The organism is Pseudomonas sp. RAC1 (genome assembly GCF_030658255.1).
Taxonomy (GTDB): Bacteria; Pseudomonadota; Gammaproteobacteria; order Pseudomonadales; family Pseudomonadaceae; genus Aquipseudomonas; species Aquipseudomonas boreofloridensis.
In genome coordinates this window covers 194796-209996 of sequence record NZ_JAUTXS020000022.1, presented here as the reverse complement: position 1 = coordinate 209996, position 15201 = coordinate 194796, and the positions used below count along the sequence as shown (strand labels likewise).

The 15201-nt window shown below is 63.2% G+C and carries 14 protein-coding genes; 7 read left to right on the top strand and 7 right to left on the bottom strand.

Going from position 1 to position 15201, the window contains the following annotated elements; translation table 11 throughout:
* Nucleotides 1-30: 30 nt before the first annotated feature.
* From Q7C30_RS05885 to gcvH, 3 genes are all read left to right on the top strand, one after another.
* Complete coding sequence (locus tag Q7C30_RS05885) at nt 31-1653, top strand: iron ABC transporter permease (RefSeq protein WP_317870977.1); 1623 nt, start codon at nt 31-33, stop codon at nt 1651-1653.
* Nucleotides 1654-1777: 124 nt separating this feature from the next.
* Nucleotides 1778-2860 carry a glycine cleavage system aminomethyltransferase GcvT gene (gene gcvT, locus Q7C30_RS05880; protein WP_317870976.1) on the top strand — a complete coding sequence of 361 codons (1083 nt, stop codon included), beginning with the start codon at nt 1778-1780 and terminating at the stop codon, nt 2858-2860.
* 46 nt (nt 2861-2906) lie between these two features.
* Nucleotides 2907-3290 (top strand): glycine cleavage system protein GcvH, encoded by a 384-nt coding sequence (gene gcvH, locus Q7C30_RS05875; protein WP_317870975.1) that lies wholly within the window; start codon nt 2907-2909, stop codon nt 3288-3290.
* 46 nt (nt 3291-3336) lie between these two features.
* On the opposite strand, the gene Q7C30_RS05870 is transcribed toward gcvH, so the two are convergent.
* From Q7C30_RS05870 to Q7C30_RS05860, 3 genes are all read right to left on the bottom strand, one after another.
* On the bottom strand, nt 3337-3645 hold the full coding sequence (locus Q7C30_RS05870) for a DUF2388 domain-containing protein (protein WP_039582522.1): 309 nt from the start codon (nt 3643-3645) through the stop codon (nt 3337-3339).
* Nucleotides 3646-3737: 92 nt separating this feature from the next.
* Nucleotides 3738-5414: an ATPase, T2SS/T4P/T4SS family gene (locus Q7C30_RS05865; RefSeq protein WP_317870974.1), complete on the bottom strand. Its 1677-nt coding sequence runs from the start codon at nt 5412-5414 to the stop codon at nt 3738-3740.
* Between the two features lie 114 nt (nt 5415-5528).
* A complete protein-coding gene (locus Q7C30_RS05860; RefSeq protein ID WP_116889998.1) occupies nt 5529-5855 on the bottom strand; it encodes a hypothetical protein in 327 nt (108 codons plus the stop codon).
* A gap of 126 nt (nt 5856-5981) precedes the next feature.
* Here Q7C30_RS05860 and Q7C30_RS05855 point away from each other — a divergent pair, with 126 nt between their 5' ends.
* Nucleotides 5982-6446 (top strand): Lrp/AsnC family transcriptional regulator, encoded by a 465-nt coding sequence (locus Q7C30_RS05855; protein ID WP_039582527.1) that lies wholly within the window; start codon nt 5982-5984, stop codon nt 6444-6446.
* Nucleotides 6447-6508: 62 nt separating this feature from the next.
* Here Q7C30_RS05855 and ilvD read toward each other — a convergent pair whose 3' ends face one another.
* Nucleotides 6509-8350, bottom strand: coding sequence for a dihydroxy-acid dehydratase (gene ilvD / locus Q7C30_RS05850; protein ID WP_317870973.1), 1842 nt, complete (start codon nt 8348-8350; stop codon nt 6509-6511).
* Between the two features lie 480 nt (nt 8351-8830).
* Here ilvD and mgtE point away from each other — a divergent pair, with 480 nt between their 5' ends.
* On the top strand, nt 8831-9877 hold the full coding sequence (gene mgtE, locus Q7C30_RS05845; protein WP_317870972.1) for a magnesium transporter: 1047 nt from the start codon (nt 8831-8833) through the stop codon (nt 9875-9877).
* Nucleotides 9878-9987: 110 nt separating this feature from the next.
* Here mgtE and Q7C30_RS05840 read toward each other — a convergent pair whose 3' ends face one another.
* From Q7C30_RS05840 to Q7C30_RS05830, 3 genes are all read right to left on the bottom strand, one after another.
* Complete coding sequence (locus Q7C30_RS05840) at nt 9988-11187, bottom strand: MFS transporter (RefSeq protein WP_317870971.1); 1200 nt, start codon at nt 11185-11187, stop codon at nt 9988-9990.
* A 334-nt stretch (nt 11188-11521) separates the two neighbouring features.
* On the bottom strand, nt 11522-12718 hold the full coding sequence (locus Q7C30_RS05835; RefSeq protein WP_295486183.1) for a class I SAM-dependent rRNA methyltransferase: 1197 nt from the start codon (nt 12716-12718) through the stop codon (nt 11522-11524).
* Nucleotides 12719-12833: 115 nt separating this feature from the next.
* The gene (locus tag Q7C30_RS05830; protein WP_317870970.1) at nt 12834-13370 is read right to left on the bottom strand and encodes a type 1 glutamine amidotransferase domain-containing protein; all 537 of its coding nucleotides are present in this window, start codon (nt 13368-13370) and stop codon (nt 12834-12836) included.
* Between the two features lie 194 nt (nt 13371-13564).
* Here Q7C30_RS05830 and Q7C30_RS05825 point away from each other — a divergent pair, with 194 nt between their 5' ends.
* The gene (locus tag Q7C30_RS05825) at nt 13565-14383 is read left to right on the top strand and encodes an HDOD domain-containing protein (RefSeq protein ID WP_295486443.1); all 819 of its coding nucleotides are present in this window, start codon (nt 13565-13567) and stop codon (nt 14381-14383) included.
* 3 nt (nt 14384-14386) lie between these two features.
* Nucleotides 14387-15199 carry a bifunctional DNA-formamidopyrimidine glycosylase/DNA-(apurinic or apyrimidinic site) lyase gene (gene mutM / locus Q7C30_RS05820; RefSeq protein WP_116887349.1) on the top strand — a complete coding sequence of 271 codons (813 nt, stop codon included), beginning with the start codon at nt 14387-14389 and terminating at the stop codon, nt 15197-15199.
* Nucleotides 15200-15201 lie beyond the last annotated feature (2 nt).

Here is a 15201-nt window from a genome sequence, read left to right as displayed (position 1 = left end):
CAACCAACCCAGCCACCGGACTCAGCCACTTTGCCTCACACACCCCAACGCCGCTGGTATGTCCCGGTCTCGCTCATCGCCGCTCTGGTGCTGCTGCCCCTGAGCGTGCTGGTGCTGTCCTGGCAGTCGATCGATGTTCAGATCTGGTCGCACCTGCTCGACACCCAGATGAGTCGTCTGCTGGGCAATACCTTGACGCTGGTGGTGGGCGTTGGCCTGGGCGTCACCCTGCTCGGCGTCAGCCTGGCGTGGCTCACCAGCCTCTGCGAATTCCCCGGCAGGCGCTGGCTGGACTGGGCGCTGATGCTGCCCTTCGCCATTCCGGCCTACGTGCTGGCGTTCGTCTTCGTCGGCCTGCTGGATTTCGCCGGTCCCGTGCAAAGCGCGTTGCGTGAACTGTTCGGTCCTCTGCGCCTGCCCCGTGTGCGCTCCACCGGCGGTGTGATCGTGGTGCTGGTGCTGGTGTTCTATCCCTACGTCTACCTGCTGGCTCGCAGTGCGTTTCTGGCCCAGGGCCGGGGGCTGATGGAGGCGGCGCGGGTACTGGGCCTCTCACCGCTGCAGGCCTTCTGGCGGGTGGCGTTGCCCATGGCGCGGCCGGCCATCGGCGCCGGCGTCGCCCTGGCGCTGATGGAAACCCTGGCCGATTTCGGCGCGGTGGCGGTGTTCAACTTCGATACCTTCACCACCGCCATCTACAAGACCTGGTACGGCTTCTTCAGCCTGTCCAGCGCCGCGCAGTTGGCCAGCCTGCTGCTGTTGGCGGTCATGCTGGTGCTGTACGGCGAGCGCCGCGTCCGTGGCGCGACGCGCAGCGCCAACGAGCGTGCGCGTGGCCGGGCCCTGTATCACCTGCGTGGACTCAAGGCCCTGGCCGCCAGTGGCTGGTGCCTGCTGGTCTTCGCCTGCGCGTTCGTGATTCCGCTGCTGCAACTGCTGGCGTGGTTCTGGCAGCGTGGCCGCCATGACCTGGACGAGCGCTATGCCGGGTTGATCCTGCACACCCTCTCTCTCGGTGGCATGGCGGCGCTGATCACCGTGTGCGTGGCGCTGGTGCTGGCCTTCGCCCGACGCCAGGCGCCCAGTGCCTCGATCCGCGCCGGCGTCGGGCTGGCCAATCTGGGCTATGCCTTGCCGGGATCGGTGCTGGCGGTATCGATCATGTTGGCCTTCAGCTACTTGGATAACCATGTGGTGATCCCGCTGTCCAGTTGGCTCGGTGGCGCGGGCAAGCCATTGCTATTGGGGAGCGTATCCGCCCTATTGCTGGCGTATCTGGTGCGGTTCATCGCCGTGGCCTATGGGCCGTTGGAGAGCAGCCTGGCGCGGGTCAGGCCCTCGCTGCCAGAGGCTTCGCGCAGCCTGGGCGTGGCCGGGCCGCGATTGTTTTTCAGGGTGTATCTGCCGTTGCTGGTGCCGGGCGTGTTGAGCGCTGCGTTGCTGGTCTTCGTCGATGTACTGAAGGAAATGCCGGCGACCTTGCTCATGCGTCCGTTCGGCTGGGACACCCTGGCCGTGCGCGTCTTCGAGATGACCAGCGAAGGGGAGTGGGCGCGCGCCTCGCTGCCGGCCCTGACCCTGGTGCTGGTCGGACTGCTGCCGGTCATCCTGCTGATCCGTCGCTCGGCGCGCGGGCCTGGGCAAGCGTGCTGAGGGTGTCAGCCCTGGCCCTTGCCGCTACAATGCGCGGCATTCGCCGAGGCCGGTCCTGCAATAGCCAGCGCTGATCGAACAGCGCCGACCGCCTCTGCCTCGCCACGCCCGGAAGGAGAAACCCATGGGACAGCGCACGCCCCTGTACGACCTGCACCTGGCGCTTGGCGCCAAGACGGTCGACTTCGGTGGTTGGGACATGCCCCTGCATTACGGCTCGCAGGTCGAAGAACATCATCAGGTGCGCCGCGATTGCGGCGTTTTCGATGTTTCCCACATGAGTGTCATCGACCTTGACGGTGCAGATGCCATGCCCTGGCTGCGCCGTCTGCTGGCCAACGATGTGATCCGCCTCGACCGCACCGGCAAGGCGCTCTACAGCCCGTTGCTCAACGAGCAGGGCGGGGTCATCGATGACCTCATCGTCTACCGAACCGAGGCGGGCTACCGACTGGTGGCCAATGCCGCCACCCGCGACAAGGTGCTGGCCTGGTTGAATGCCTGCCGCGCAGGCCATGCCGTGAACCTGGTCTCGCGCACGGATCTGGCCATTCTGGCCATCCAGGGCCCGCAGGCGCGCGAGAAGGTCGCAGCGCTGCTGAGTGCCGCGCGGGCGGCGCTGATCCGCACGCTCCAGCCGTTCGAGGGGGTGACCGACGGGGACTGGTTCATCGCCCGCACTGGCTATACCGGCGAGGACGGTCTGGAAATCATCCTGCCGGCCGATCAGGCGGCCACCTTTTTCTACGATCTGGTCGGCGCCGGCATCGCGCCCAGCGGCCTCGGCGCGCGCGATACCTTGCGTCTGGAAGCCGGTATGAACCTGTACGGTCAGGATATCGACGAACGCCATACGCCGCTCACGTCCAACCTGGGCTGGAGCATCGCCTGGGAGCCGGCAGAGCGCGATTTCATCGGGCGCGGCGGTCTGCTCGCGGAAATCGAGCGTGGGGTTGAAGAGAAATTGGTCGGCCTGGTATTGGAAGAACGCGGTGTCCTGCGCGCTCATCAGACCGTTCGCGTCGCCGGGATTGGCGAAGGAGAGATTACCAGTGGTAGTTTCTCTCCTACGCTGATCAAGTCCATCGCCTTGGCGCGGGTACCCATGGCCACGGGTGAGCGTGCTGAGGTGGAAATTCGCGGCAAGTGGTATCCGGTGCGCGTGGTCAAACCCACCTTCGTGCGCCACGGCAAGATTCTGATCTGAACCATTACCGGCGGTACGCCGCTGAGCCAATCGAGGAAAACGACACATGAGCAATATCCCCGCCGACCTGCGTTTCGCTGAAAGTCACGAGTGGGCTCGCCTGGAGGCTGACGGTAGCGTCACCGTGGGCATCAGCGACCATGCCCAGGAAGCTTTGGGCGATGTGGTCTTCGTCGAACTGGCCGAAGTCGGCAAGGTGTTCGCGGCGGGTGATGCCGCAGGTGTGGTCGAATCGGTCAAGGCGGCGTCTGATATCTATGCACCAGTGAGTGGCGAAGTGATCGCCGTCAACGAAGCACTGGCCGACAGCCCGGAGCAGCTGAATGAAACGCCTTACGAGGCCTGGATCTTCAAGCTCAAGCCGAGCAATGCGGCCGAACTGGACAAGCTGCTGGATGCTGCCGGTTACCAGGCGGCCATCGGGGAATGAGTGACCGGGGCGGCCATCAGGCTGCCCCGCACTGCACGCGAGGTGACTACTTCGCGTCGAGATTGCTGGCCAGGATGGCGTTGGCCAAGTCCATGTCGGTGGCTTGTACACCGGGATTCTCGGCCCGTACCTGACGCATCGCGGCTTCCAGGTAAGGACCGCGGATCGCGCCGTCGCTGGCGACGAAGCTGCCAGCGTCGTCCTGTGCCGCGGCGACCAGCTTGTGGTCCTTGAAGGTCAGGTACGTGGAGGCGGTGGTTGCGCCGGAAGAGATGATGTCGCGCCAGGATGCCAGGGCGGAGCCCACGGGCAGAGACAGCATGACAGCGGCCGCAATGGCGGATTTGAGACGCATGTTGAATACCTCGGAAGGTTAGGGCGCACAGGTGCCGGATTCGATCGCTTTGCCTGAGGCAAGTTCCTTTGCGCGCAAGATAGGGGCGGTGCTCAGGGGCATACCCGCAGAACCTCCTGCAGGCTGGTCAGCCCCTGTGCAACCTTGTCTTCGCCGCATCGGCGCAAGTCCCGCATACCTCTGGCAAAAGCTTGCTGTCGCAGGCTCGCCAGGTCCATCCGGGCGCCGATTCGCGCTCGCAGAGCTTCGCAGAGCACCAGCAGTTCGAACAGTCCGGTACGCCCCTTGTAGCCAGTTCCGCGACAGGTCCTACACGACGCATCGTTCTCGCCTGACCTGCCGTGGCAAGCCACGCAAAAGGTCCGGACCAGACGCTGGGCCATGACCGCGATCAGCGTGGCTTTGATCAGGTAGTCGGCAACGCCCAGTTCCTGCAAGCGGGTGATAGCGCTGCAGGCGTCGTTGGTGTGCAGGGTGGAAAGTACCAGGTGACCGGTCAAGGCGGCTTGCACCGCGACCTGCGCCGTTTCCCGGTCACGGATTTCGCCGATCATGATGATGTCAGGGTCCTGGCGCAGCAACGCTCGCACTCCATTGGCGAAGCTCAGGTCGAGCGCCGGCTGGACCTGCAATTGGTTCAGGCCGGGCTCCAGCCGCTCGATGGGATCTTCGATGGTGCACAGGTTGATCTCGGGTGTAGCGAGGTACTTGAGGCTGGCATAGAGCGTGCTGGTCTTGCCGGAGCCGGTGGGGCCGGTCAGCAGGACAATGCCCTGGCGCCGGGCCAGCAGCGTTTGCCACTGCTCGAGCAAGCGGCCTTCCAGCCCCAGGCGCTCGAAGTCTTCATGCAACTGTTCCGGATCGAAAATGCGCAGCACCAGCTTTTCGCCGAAGGGAGTCGGTAGGGTGGACAGGCGCAATTCGATTTCGCTGGCGTCGGGCAGACGGCTTTTCAAACGACCATCCTGAGGGCGGCGTTTCTCGGCCACGTCCATTCGCCCCAGATGCTTCAGGCGGCTGACCAGTGCCAAGGTCACGCTGCCCGGAAACACGTACACCGTGTGCAGCAAGCCGTCGATGCGATAGCGCAGTTGGCCCTGATCGCCACGTGGCTCCAGGTGGATATCGCTGGCGCGCTGCTCGACGGCGTACTGCAGGAGCCAGTCGGCGATGTGCACGATGTGCGCGTCGTCGGCGTTGTTGGCCGTCGTTCTGCCACTCTGTTCCAGCAAGTGTTCCAGTGCGCCCAAGCTGGCGCGCTGCTGCTGGGCACCTTGTACCGAGTGCGCCAGGTGCTGGTAGGTGTGCGTGAGTTGGCGCAGTTGCGCCGGATTGGCCAGTACGCGACGGATCGGCTGGCCAAGGCTGCGCCCCAGGTCGGCCTCCCATTCGCGCTGATAGGGCTGGGTACTGGCCACGGTGACCGCGGTGTCGTCCCTGTCCACGGCGAGGATGCCATGACGGCGAGCGAAGGCCGGGGAGATCAGGTCCGCCACCCCGGCCAGGTCGATGGTCAGCGGGTCAAGGCGTACATAGGGCAGGCCGGTCTTGTCTGCCAGCCATTGGCAGAGGGTATCCAGATCCAGTGTATGGCCGGGCCGCAGGCGGTCTTTCAGGGACAGGCTGGCGAGAATCTCCAGGGGATGGCTCGGCGGGTGACTGGCGTGCTCGAGCACGCGAAGCGTATCGGCGGGGTCCAGGCGCTGCTCGGCCAGCAGCGCTTCGAGTAGGCGATTGAGGTCGAGGCTGTGATCGTGTGGGCTGTGCATGGCGGCATCCTTGCCGGGCTGCTGAAGGCCTGGGCAAGCTTAGCCGGGGTTGAAATACGGTCCGGTAAAAATGGGTTTCCGGATCTTGCGCGGTCGCAGCGGCATCGAGGCGCCTCAGCCAACGACGACTTCCGACAGCCTGGGTACGTTTTCCAGCAGTACTTCGCCCACGCACACCAGGTTGCGCATTTTCTGTGCGATCACACCGGCACGGTGCCAGCTCAGTCCGGCGATACCGATTTCCACGTGCAGCACGTCATCGTGCTGACAGACCTGCACACTGTGTGGCGTGAGAAATTGCAGAGCGAACAGGTTCAGCACTCGACACAAACTGTCGGGTTCGGCCTCGATATCCAGGCGATAACGCACCTCGGTAAGGTGGACACTGGCCGCCCAGGCATCGCTGCGCGTGGGGGTGTCTTGGCGTTCGAGTGCATTCATGAAGGTCTCCCATTGGATGCAGAGCATTCTCCCAGGTCGAAACAGGCATTTCTTCGTTATTATTCCTCGTTTGAACTGAGCCTGAGACTAGATCAAGTCTCATAACCGTAAATAAAAGGATCAATCATGCACGGCGAACTGGATGCCTATGACCGGCGCATTCTCGAATTGCTCCAAGAGGATGCGTCCTTGTCCAGCGCGCAGATTGCCGAGCGCGTGGGGCTTTCCCAGTCCCCCTGCTGGCGACGGATACAGCGGTTGAAAGACGAAGGGGTCATCCGCGCTCAGGTCACCCTGCTCGATCGCCGTAAAGTGGGTCTGAACACGCAGATTTTCGCGGAGGTCAAGCTCAACGCCCATGGTCGCTCCAACTTCACCGAGTTCACCGAGGCGATCCGTGGATTTCCCGAAGTGCTGGAGTGCTACGTGCTGATGGGCTCGGTGGACTTCCTGCTGCGGATCGTCACGGCCGATATCGAGGCTTACGAGCGCTTCTTCTTCGAGAAGCTGTCGAACGTGCCGGGGATCCAGGAAGTGAATTCGATCGTGGCGCTGTCCGAGATCAAGTCGACCACCAGCCTGCCGCTGTAATGCAAACTGCGGGCGCAAAAAAACCGGCGCTGTGGGCGCCGGTTCGGTCAGGCTCGCAACCTTCAGAGGCCGTCGAGCATGGCTTTGTTGCGTACCGCGCCTTTGTCAGCGCTGGTCGCCAGCAGGGCGTAAGCCTTCAGTGCGGTGGTCACCTTGCGTGGTCGCGCTTCGGCGGGCTTCCAGCCTTTCTTGTCCTGATCGGCACGGCGCGCCGCCAGCTCCTCGTCGCTGACCAACAGGTTGATCGAGCGGTTGGGAATGTCGATCAGCACCTTGTCGCCATCCTTCACCAGACCAATCGCGCCGCCCGACGCCGCTTCCGGCGAGGCATGGCCGATGGACAGGCCCGAGGTGCCGCCGGAGAAACGGCCGTCGGTGAGCAAGGCGCAGGCTTTGCCCAGGCCCTTGGACTTCAGGTACGAGGTGGGGTAGAGCATTTCCTGCATGCCTGGACCACCTTTCGGACCTTCGTAACGGATGATCACGATGTCGCCGGCCTTCACTTCGTCGGCGAGGATGCCGCGCACGGCGCTGTCCTGGCTTTCGAAGATCTTGGCGGTGCCCTCGAACACGTGGATCGACTCGTCCACACCGGCGGTTTTCACGACGCAGCCGTCCAGGGCGATATTGCCGTACAGCACGGCCAGGCCGCCTTCCTGCGAGTAGGCGTGCTCGACGCTGCGGATGCAACCGTTCTCGCGGTCGTCATCGAGCGTGTCCCAGCGAGTCGACTGGCTGAAGGCGGTCTGGGTCGGGATGCCGGCTGGGCCTGCCTTGAAGAAGGTGTGCACGGCGGCGTCATCGGTCTGGGTGATGTCCCACTTGGCGATGGCTTCTTCCATGCTGCGGCTGTGCACGGTCGGCAGGTCCGTGTGCAGCAGCCCGCCACGGGCCAGCGAGCCGAGGATGCTGAAGATGCCACCGGCGCGGTGCACGTCTTCCATGTGGTACTTCTGGATGTTCGGCGCCACCTTGCACAGCTGCGGTACCGTGCGTGACAGGCGATCGATGTCGCGCAGGTCGAAGGCCACCTCGGCTTCCTGGGCAGCGGCCAGCAGGTGCAGGATGGTGTTGGTCGAGCCGCCCATGGCGATGTCGAGCATCATGGCGTTCTCGAACGCCTTGAAGTTGGCGATGTTGCGCGGCAGCACCGACTCGTCGTTCTCGCCGTAGTAGCGCTTGCACAGATCGACGATGGTGCGTCCGGCAGTGAGGAACAACTGCTCGCGGTCGGCGTGAGTGGCGAGGGTCGAACCGTTGCCCGGCAAGGCCAGGCCCAAGGCTTCGGTCAGGCAGTTCATCGAGTTGGCGGTGAACATGCCGGAGCACGAACCACAGGTCGGGCAGGCGCTGCGCTCGTACTCGGCGACTTTTTCGTCGGAGGCCGAGGAATCGGCGGCGATGACCATGGCATCGACCAGGTCCAGGCCGTGGCTGGCCAGCTTGGTCTTGCCAGCTTCCATCGGCCCACCGGAGACGAAGATCACCGGGATGTTCAGGCGCAGGGCGGCCATCAGCATGCCGGGGGTGATCTTGTCGCAGTTGGAGATGCAGACGATGGCGTCGGCGCAGTGGGCGTTGACCATGTACTCGACGGCGTCGGCGATGATCTCGCGGCTGGGCAGCGAGTACAGCATGCCGTCATGGCCCATGGCGATGCCGTCGTCCACGGCGATGGTGTTGAATTCCTTGGCCACGCCACCGGCGCGTTCGATTTCTCGAGCGACCAACTGACCCAGGTCCTTCAGGTGCACATGACCCGGAACGAACTGGGTGAAGGAGTTGGCGATGGCGATGATCGGCTTCTTGAAGTCATCGTCCTTCATGCCCGTGGCACGCCACAACGCGCGGGCACCGGCCATGTTGCGGCCGTGGGTGGAGGTCTTGGAACGGTAATCAGGCATGACGCACTCCTGGCGGCTTGATCAGGTCACTGGTAAGGGGAGTGAGCTTCGCTTGTCCTTGGCGCCGCAGGCCGGTTGCCGCTGCACGGATGGGGCCGGGACTGCGCGGGATCGCCGCGTGCCTGGCCAGAGCTCATAAACCCGCCTGGGGATGTCTGGCGATGAATAGGCCGATTCTACACCGCTGGGGCGGTGAGGAAATGGCGATGTGTCTGGACGGTGGCTTTCACGACTCGCTGCGGTAGTTGTAGGACTTGTCCCAAACGCGGGTTGGGCGGTGTTCTTTCCTCGCCGCGCTCCCTATGATCCCCGCGCCGCATGTGCGGCTTCACGAGCTACTACCTCAATGGACCTTCCCAGTTTCAGTTCATCGCGAACTTGCATTCTGGCACTGAGCGCGCCGTCGCCAGGGCTTGCGAAGGCTTGAGCCCGTGCGGCTGAGGTCAGCAGGCGCCTGTCACGGCGCCTGGAGAATCTCCCATGCACTACACCCCATCCAATCCGCTCGAATTGCGCCAGGCCGCCCAGGCGCAGCGGGACCGGTTTCTGCAGGCCGACACTTACGAGGCCGGCACGGCAGGCGCGCTGATGATCAGCCAGTATTCTCACCTCGACAGCGGGCTCACGGCCAGTCAGGCCATCGACATGTTGCGCCGCGAGGCAGCAGATGCTGAAACCATCTATCAGTCCTACGTGGTGGATGCCGCGCGCAACCTGCTTGGCACCCTGTCGCTGCGCGAGCTGATCCTGGCGGCGCCCGACCAGCCGATAGACGCCATCATGGTGCGCAATGTGCTCTGCGTCAGCACCGCCACACGCCAGGAGGAAGTCGCGCGCCTGATCCGCGAGCACGACCTGCTGGCCGTGCCGGTGCTCGACGAACTCGGGCGCCTGGTGGGCATCGTCACCTGCGACGAGGCACTGGACGTGATGGTGGAAGAGGCCACCGAGGACTTTCACAAAGGTGCGTCGATCACCAACCACATCGGCAACCTCAAGGACGCCACCATCGGCCTGATGTACCGCAAGCGCGTGCTCTGGCTGGTGGTGCTGGTGTTCGGCAATCTATTTTCCGGGGCCGGTATCGCAGCGTTCGAAGACACCATCGCCGCGCACATCGCTTTGGTGTTCTTCCTGCCCCTGCTGGTGGACAGCGGCGGTAATGCCGGTGCCCAGTCCGCGACCTTGATGGTGCGCGGCCTGGCCACGGGCGAAGTGGTGATGCGCGACTGGATGCGAATGCTGGCCCGCGAGTGCGGCGTGGCTCTGGCCTTGGGCGGCACCATGGCCGTGGCCGTGGCATCGCTCGGCGTGTTGCGCGGTGGGCCGGAGATTGCCGTGATCGTGGCCAGCAGCATGCTGGTGATCGTGCTGATCGGCAGCCTCATCGGCATGAGCCTGCCGTTCCTGCTCAGCCGCTTCAAGCTGGACCCGGCTACCGCCAGTGGCCCGTTGGTGACATCGATCGCCGACGCAGTGGGCGTGTTGATCTACTTCGGTATCGCTTCGGTGGTGCTGGAGTTGTGAGGCTGGCGCAGACGTAGTGACAGGGGGTATGCAGGCCTGGGAGCTCGTCCTCAGCCGGGCGCGTGCGTCGGGTCGGACGTTGATCTTCTCGGGCTTGCTGCTCCTGCTGCTCAAGGGCGTGTTGCAGTGGGCTCGGCTGCAGCGCAAGACAGCCTTTCGAGCACCAGCGCGCCGCACAGGCTCACGCCGATGAAACCCAAGCCCAGGCTCATCGGTAGGCTGGCTTGCATCATCGCGATCAGCCCGCTCGCCGCGCCCCCAATCGCGAACAGCAGCGTATTACCGAGCGCCGCTGCGGCGCCTGCGCGCTCAGGATGACGATCCAGTGCTGCGCAGGTGGCCGCGGGCCTGACGATCGTGGTGCCTGCCGTGCAGACGATCATGGGCACCAAGAGCGCCGTGATGGACAACGCGGTCCATGTGAGCCAGACGACCAGCACCCCACCTGCCAGGCCGATGAGCCCAAGGCCGACGCGAATCTGAGTGCGTGTCGGTATCCGCCCGTTGATCGCACTGGCGATGATGCCGCCGGCCAGGTAGGCACATCCATAGCCAAGAAAAACCATCGAAAAGCCGTACTCGGAAAGTCCCAAGCGGTTCATGAGCAGTAACGGAGATACGACGATGAAGGAAAAATGGCAGGCGAATGCAAAAGCAGAAAGGATCGAGTAGGCCAAGAAGCGAGGGTCGCGAATCAAGATGCTGTAGCTTTTCATCGCACCGGGTAGGGGAGGTTTCGAGCGGTTCTCTGTCAGTTCTTTCGCGCACAGAACGATAGCCAGGAAAGCGAAACCACTGAACACATAAAAGCTTCCCTGCCAGCCGAAAAAATTTTGCAATACGCTGCCCGCCAGCGGCGCAATGGAAATGAACAATCCGCTTGCGGTGGTCAAGATTATCCTCAAGGTATTGCGTCGATGGTCCGAGTATCGATCCTGGATGATGGCCTGGCTTAATACGAAACAGCCGCAGCCAACGGCTTGAAGTATCCGAAAGACTGTAAAACTTATGTAATCACCCGATAAGGTGCAGCCAACCGCTCCGATGATCGATAAGTAAAGGCCGGCCTGTAGAAGTCTTTTGCGACCCATTCGGTCTGACAACGGTCCGATTGCACACTGAGAAATGGCCACGCCGATTGCGAACAAACTGACGGAGTAGGAAGCGCTTACGAGGCTGACTGAAAATTCTTCGCTGACTGCTTGGAGTGAAGGGAGCACCACATCCACAGGGAAGACGCCTAATAGCGTCATCAATGCGAGTAAAGCAAGCAGTCGTCGGCCAGGGGGGGAGGGTGGGGTCGAGTTCATGCGATTATTCCAGCGCTTTTTATAAATGGAGCGTCTAATTGTTCTTGAGAAATTCTGACCGCATTGACGTATGTAGTGGGCTCAACCAGCGACGCTGCTCGCGCTGTTGATCGATCATTCGGTCGAACACGATCTAACGTGCTCTTTAAACCGCATCATTGCGACATTTCTTAGAGTAGAAAAAATATCTAGAGAGGCAAGCTTCTATATCGGCTGACAATTCTCAACAACTTGTAGGAGCTTTCCGCTGTTGCTTCGCAGGTTATCTAACGCGTAAAAAAGCCCGGCATTGGTTATCCAATACCGGGCTTTTTCAAACCGCGCTGAACCGTAGTCAGCTATTAGGCAGCAACCGGCAGGTGATGCTCTTGATGTAGCGCGTTTCGGCGATGGCCGGGTGCACCGGGTGGTCCGGGCCCTGACCGCCACGCTCGAGCAGTTGCAGGTTGCGATCCAGGTGGCGGGCGCTGGTCAGCAGGATGTTGTGCAGATCGTCCTCGGGCAGGTGCATCGAGCACGAGGCGCTGACCAGGATGCCGTCCTTGTTCAGCATGCGCATGGCCTGTTCGTTGAGGCGACGGTAGGCCGCTTCGCCGTTCTTCAGGTCTTTCTTGCGTTTGATGAAGGCGGGTGGGTCGGCGATGATCACGTCGAAACGCTCTTCGGCGGCCTTGAGTTCGCGCAGCGCTTCGAACACATCGCCCTCGATGCAGGTCAGCTTGTCGGCGATGCCGTTCAGCGCGGCGTTGCGCTCGACGCCATCCAGGGCGAAGCCCGAGGCATCGACGCAGAACACTTCACTGGCGCCGAAGGCACCGGCCTGCACGCCCCAGCCACCGATGTAGCTGAACAGGTCGAGCACGCGCTTGCCTTTGACGTAGGGCGCCAGGCGCGCACGGTTCATGCGGTGGTCGTAGAACCAGCCGGTCTTCTGGCCTTCGCGCACCGGGGCTTCGAACTTCACACCGTTCTCTTCCAGGGCGACCCAATCCGGCACTTCGCCGTAGACCGTCTCGACATAGCGCGCGAGGCCTTCGGCGTCGCGTGCGGCCGAGTCGTTCTTGAACAGGATGCCGCTGGGCTTGAGCACCTGCACCAGCGCGGCGATCACTTCGTCCTTGTGCGCTTCCATGGTGGCCGAGGCCAGTTGCACCACCAGAATGTCGTAGAAGCGATCGACCACCAGCCCAGGCAGCAAGTCGGAATCGCCGTAGACCAGGCGATAGCAGGGCTGCTCGAAGAGCCGTTCGCGCAGCGACAAGGCCACGTTCAAACGGTGCACCAGCAACGACTTGTCCAGCGCCAGCTTGCTGTCGCGCGACAGCAGGCGCGCGCAGATGAGGTTGTTCGGGCTGACGGCGACCACGCCTAGCGGCTTGCCGTTGGCCGCTTCGAGGATCGCCTGCTGCCCGGCCTTCAGGCCCTGCAGCGGGGTCGCAGCCACGTCGATCTCGTTGCTGTAGACCCACAGGTGACCGGCGCGCAAACGGCGGTCGGCATTGGCTTTGAGACGAAGGCTGGGCAGGGACATGACGTCGCTCCGGAAAAAAGAGCGGGAGTATAGCGTGTCGCTGGCGGGATTCGCAGCGCAGCGCGACGAGGCGCAGAGCGACCTCGCCGTGGCTGCGGTTCAGGCCGCGAGAGGCTCAGCTCAGCGCTTTGATCAATTGCGCGTTGAATGCCGGGATATCGTCAGGCTGGCGGCTGCTGATCAGGTTGCCGTCCACCACCACCTCTTCATCCACCCATTGACCGCCTGCATTGCGAATGTCGTCCTGCAAGGTCTTGAAGCTGGTCATGCGCTTGCCTTTGACCAGGTCGCAGGAAATCAGCAACCAGCCGCCGTGGCAGATCACCGCCAGGGGTTTGCCGGCTGCGGCGTGGCTTTTCACCAGTTTCTGTGCGCCCGAAATCAGACGGATGGTGTCGGAGTTCTGCACGCCGCCTGGCACTACGATGGCATCGTAGGTCGTGCCCTGGGCGTCGTCGAACGTGGCATCGACCTGGAAGGCATCGGCCGGCTTGTCGTGGTTCCAGCCGCGCACGCTGCCGGTCTCCTCGCCGAGCACATCCACCTGGGCGCCGGCCTGCAGCAGCGCGTCGCGCGGACCGGTCAGCTCGACTTGCTCGAAGCCGTCGGTCACCAGAAAGGCCACGCGCTTGCCGTTGAGTTGTGCGGTCATGAGTTGTTACTCCATTTCATCGATAGGTGTGAGAAAGGAGGCCGCCGGCCCTAAAGTAAAGTTCCCGGCGAACGATTCAGTGGTTGGTGCCCTGCCGGCGTACAGGGTTAGAATTCCCCCTTATCCCCGAGTGCGCAGCCATGTCCCAGGAACTTACCGCCGAACAGATCCAGCAAGCCTTGCAGGGCATCACCATCCCGCCCCAGCCGCAGATCATGGTGGACCTGCAGTTCGAGCAGTACATGCCCGACCCGGACCTGGAAACCATCGCCAAGCTCATCGCCCAAGACCCCGGTCTGTCCGGCGCGTTGCTCAAGTTGGTGAACTCGCCGCATTTCGGCCTGGCCAACAAGATCGGTTCGATCCAGCGCGCGGTGAACCTGCTGGGCAGCCGCTCGATCATCAACTTGATCAACGCCCAGTCGATCAAGGGCGAGATGAGCGACGAGACCATCGTCACCCTCAACCGGTTCTGGGATACCGCCCAGGACGTGGCCATGACCTGCCTGACCCTGGCCAAGCGCACCGGCATCCAGGCGGTGGACGAGGCCTACACGCTCGGCCTGTTCCATGACTGCGGCGTGCCGCTGATGCTCAAGCGTTTCCCCAACTACATGGACGTGCTGGAAGACGCCTACGCCAATGCCAGCGCGGACAACCGCGTGGTCGACACCGAAAACCGCGCCCTCAATACCAACCACTCGGTGGTGGGCTACTTCACGGCCAAGTCGTGGCGCCTGCCCGAGCACATCAGCGGCGCCATCGCCAATCATCACAACGCGCTGTCGATCTTCCGCGACGACACGTCGCGCAACGGCCAGACCCAACTGAAGAACCTGCTGGCGGTGCTGAAGATGGCCGAGCACATCTGCGCGTCCTACCAGGTGCTGGGCAACCAGAGCGAAGATCACGAATGGAACGCGGTCGGCCCGCTGGTACTCGATTACATCGGGCTGTCGGAATACGACTTCGACAGCCTCAAGCAGAACATTCGCGAACTGAGTGGCCGTTGATCCATGCCTGAGTTGCCGGAAGTCGAAACAACCCGACGCGGTATCGCGCCGTACCTCGAAGGGCAGCGGGTCAGCCGGGTGGTGGTGCGTGATCGCCGCTTGCGCTGGCCGATCCCTGAAGATCTGGATGTGCGCCTCTCGGGCCAACGCATTCTCAGCGTCGAGCGGCGGGCCAAGTACCTGCTGATCAACGCCGAGGTGGGTACGCTGATCAGTCACTTGGGCATGTCCGGCAACCTGCGCCTGGTCGAGCAGGGCTTGCCGGCGGCCAAGCACGAACACGTGGACATCGAGCTGGAATCCGGGCTGATGCTGCGCTACACGGACCCGCGTCGCTTCGGCGCCATGCTCTGGAGCCATGACCCGCTCGGCCACGAACTGCTGGCGCGCCTGGGGCCGGAGCCGCTGACCGAGCTGTTCGACGGTGAGCGGCTGTTCCAGCTGTCGCGCGGGCGGTCGATGGCGGTCAAGCCGTTCATCATGGACAACGCCGTGGTGGTCGGCGTGGGCAACATCTACGCCACCGAAGCGCTGTTCGCTGCGGGTATCGACCCGCGCCGCGCTGCTGGCGGCATCAGCCGGGCGCGTTATCTGAAGCTGGCGATCGAGATCAAGCGGGTGCTCGCCGCCGCCATCGAACGCGGCGGCACCACGTTGCGTGATTTCATCGGCGGCGACGGCCAGCCCGGCTATTTCCAGCAGGAGCTGTATGCCTACGGGCGGGGTGGCGAGGCGTGCAAGGTGTGCGGCAGCGAACTGCGCGAGGTCAAGCTCGGCCAGCGCGCCAGCGTGTTCTGCCCACGCTGCCAGCGCTGAGC

Excerpts from the sequence above, each read along its gene's own strand:
- gcvH (WP_317870975.1), top strand. The coding sequence starts at position 2,907 with ATGAGCAATATCCCCGCCGACCTGCGTTTCGCTGAAAGTCACGAGTGG.
- Q7C30_RS05855 (WP_039582527.1), top strand. The coding sequence starts at position 5,982 with ATGCACGGCGAACTGGATGCCTATGACCGGCGCATTCTCGAATTGCTC.
- mutM (WP_116887349.1), top strand. The coding sequence starts at position 14,387 with ATGCCTGAGTTGCCGGAAGTCGAAACAACCCGACGCGGTATCGCGCCG.
- Q7C30_RS05870 (WP_039582522.1), bottom strand. The coding sequence starts at position 3,645 with ATGCGTCTCAAATCCGCCATTGCGGCCGCTGTCATGCTGTCTCTGCCC.
- Q7C30_RS05865 (WP_317870974.1), bottom strand. The coding sequence starts at position 5,414 with ATGCACAGCCCACACGATCACAGCCTCGACCTCAATCGCCTACTCGAA.
- Q7C30_RS05840 (WP_317870971.1), bottom strand. The coding sequence starts at position 11,187 with ATGAACTCGACCCCACCCTCCCCCCCTGGCCGACGACTGCTTGCTTTA.
- Q7C30_RS05860 (WP_116889998.1), bottom strand. The coding sequence starts at position 5,855 with ATGAATGCACTCGAACGCCAAGACACCCCCACGCGCAGCGATGCCTGG.
- mgtE (WP_317870972.1), top strand. The coding sequence starts at position 8,831 with ATGCACTACACCCCATCCAATCCGCTCGAATTGCGCCAGGCCGCCCAG.
- Q7C30_RS05835 (WP_295486183.1), bottom strand. The coding sequence starts at position 12,718 with ATGTCCCTGCCCAGCCTTCGTCTCAAAGCCAATGCCGACCGCCGTTTG.
- ilvD (WP_317870973.1), bottom strand. The coding sequence starts at position 8,350 with ATGCCTGATTACCGTTCCAAGACCTCCACCCACGGCCGCAACATGGCC.
- gcvT (WP_317870976.1), top strand. The coding sequence starts at position 1,778 with ATGGGACAGCGCACGCCCCTGTACGACCTGCACCTGGCGCTTGGCGCC.
- Q7C30_RS05830 (WP_317870970.1), bottom strand. The coding sequence starts at position 13,370 with ATGACCGCACAACTCAACGGCAAGCGCGTGGCCTTTCTGGTGACCGAC.